The sequence below is a fragment of the Apilactobacillus intestinapis genome (assembly GCF_049166695.1).
Lineage (GTDB): Bacteria > Bacillota > Bacilli > Lactobacillales > Lactobacillaceae > Apilactobacillus > Apilactobacillus kunkeei_C.
In genome coordinates, this window is record NZ_JBMHFD010000027.1 from 1 (window position 1) to 1969 (window position 1969).

General features: G+C 36.8%; 3 protein-coding genes. 1 reads left to right on the plus strand and 2 read right to left on the minus strand.

Annotated features, from left to right (window positions below; all coding sequences use genetic code 11):
* Positions 1-158: 158 nt before the first annotated feature.
* Positions 159-584, minus strand: a complete 426-nt coding sequence (locus ACOMA7_RS07650) for a GNAT family N-acetyltransferase (protein WP_138727286.1) — start codon at positions 582-584, stop codon at positions 159-161.
* Complete coding sequence (locus tag ACOMA7_RS07655) at positions 571-1020, minus strand: MarR family winged helix-turn-helix transcriptional regulator (RefSeq protein WP_203622154.1); 450 nt, start codon at positions 1018-1020, stop codon at positions 571-573. The genes ACOMA7_RS07650 and ACOMA7_RS07655 overlap by 14 nt, the downstream gene beginning before the upstream one ends.
* Positions 1021-1318: 298 nt before the next feature.
* Between ACOMA7_RS07655 and thiW the strand changes: the two genes are divergently transcribed.
* Positions 1319-1828, plus strand: coding sequence for an energy coupling factor transporter S component ThiW (gene thiW / locus ACOMA7_RS07660; protein WP_138727288.1), 510 nt, complete (start codon positions 1319-1321; stop codon positions 1826-1828).
* The last annotated feature ends 141 nt before the right edge of the window (positions 1829-1969 follow it).

The window sequence follows — 1969 nt, forward strand, 5'->3', positions numbered from 1 at the left end:
ATTTATTAGTGATTTTTGTAAATCCTAAACCATTATAATAATCTTTAATGGCAGCTAATTTTAATTCTTTAGAAAACATAAAAGAACCCCTTAAGTTAGATTTCTCCAACTCAAGGGGTTCAGTTCACCCACCAAATTCGGTAGGCTTTTTTATTTGCTTAATATTCCATCTTAATGTGGTCAATTCCGGCTTCAATAAATGGTTCACTGGTAACTTTGAAACCACCTTTTTCGTAGTATCCAACGGCATGTGCTTGGGCGTCAATTTCGACTTTAGTACTAGGGAATTGTTCTTTTATTACTTTTAGGATATATTCCAAGAGTTCCTTCCCCTTACCGGTTCCGCGAACTTGTTGGGTAGTTAGGACGCGGCCAAATGTAACGTGGTCACCGTCTTGAAAGATCCTGGCGTACGCTGTGATGGTCTTACCATCGGTTTCAAAAACGTGAAGGGAATTCTTGTCATTTTCATCAGGGTCGGTGTAGACAATGTGTTGTTCTTCAACGAATACTTCTGATCTAACGCGGTAAATTTCGAATAGTTCTTCTAGGGTTAGTTCTGAAAATTGTTTAGTCTTCCACATGATTAATTCCACCTTTTTCTAGTAGTTTGTTTAGGGTGTTAATTGATTGATAAAAAGCTTCTTGCTCCTCGTTGTCGAGATTATTTACGATTGATTGAATTTGTTCATCGGAATGGGTATTTAGCTGTTTAACGACTTTCTTTCCAGTAGCGGTTAAGACTAATAGCTTTGCTCGTTTGTCCTCTTTGGATGTAGTTTTTTCGACATAGTTTAGTTTGTTCAAACGCTTGATAACACGACTGACATAACTCTTGTCGAGATCTAAATTACTGGAAATTTTAATCGGGGTAGGCTTTTGCAGGTAGCTGATTTCCATTAATATTCGTGCTTCTGCCCAACTGATTTCGCTATTAAAAACGTTTTTTTGTAGGATTCCTAATCGCTGGGTGTATTCACGGTTGAAATGTCTGATTGTTTCAATTTGTTTATCGTCCATATCATCACATCCTTTGAAACAATTATATCTAAAAGGTGGCTTTTGTCCACTATTTAATTTTCATGAATCTTTTTGACTATTATATGTAAGTAAGGTATGATTTGAGAATACAAACATTAATGGGGTGCCTTAATCGGCTGAGATTATACCCAAGAACCTGATCCAGATAATGCTGGCGCTAGGGAAGATAAACGCACTTGGACTGTCCCTATCTATATAGATAGGGACTTTTTTAATTAAGATGCTGTGCAGGAAAACTCCATTAATGAAGTATACATATTTGAGGGGAGCTTTATTAATGGATTCAAAAGTTAGCATCAAGAAAGTAACGATTTTAGCAATTATGATTGCTTTAGATTTTGTTTTATCACCAATTTTTAGAATTGAAGGGATGGCACCAATGTCATCAGTACTAAACGTGACAGCAGCGGTATTGATGGGACCATGGTATGCATTAGTCATGGCCATCGTTTGCGCATGCCTTAGAATGTTATTGCTAGGAATTCCACCACTAGCATTTACTGGGGCTGTATTTGGAGCATTTTTAGCAGGATTACTATATCTTATCTATCGTAAAAACTGGATGGCCGTAATTGGTGAAATTGTTGGAACTGGGGTGTTAGGTTCACTTGCCTCATATCCTGTGATGGTTTGGTACACTGGCAGCAGTAACCAACTATTCTGGTTCGTATTTACACCTAAATTCTTTGGTGGAGCGATTTCAGGATCCATTATCGCTTACATTATTTTATTGAGACTTTCAAAGACTCGTCAGTTCAAAGATATTCAAAAGCTATTTTTTAAGTAAACTAAAAAAGACACCCATGCACTGCACCCCAAAGTTTGTACAAAACTTTGGGGTGTTTTTGTGTCTAAATATAAAGTAGAAGATAAATTAAATGTAATTAACGCATACCTAAACGGTATGGGATCTCAAATGGTAGCTAGA

What these genes read in the sequence shown, in the direction of transcription:
- thiW (WP_138727288.1), top strand. Translation starts at nt 1,319, where the DNA reads ATGGATTCAAAAGTTAGCATCAAGAAAGTAACGATTTTAGCAATTATG.
- ACOMA7_RS07655 (WP_203622154.1), bottom strand. Translation starts at nt 1,020, where the DNA reads ATGGACGATAAACAAATTGAAACAATCAGACATTTCAACCGTGAATAC.
- ACOMA7_RS07650 (WP_138727286.1), bottom strand. Translation starts at nt 584, where the DNA reads ATGTGGAAGACTAAACAATTTTCAGAACTAACCCTAGAAGAACTATTC.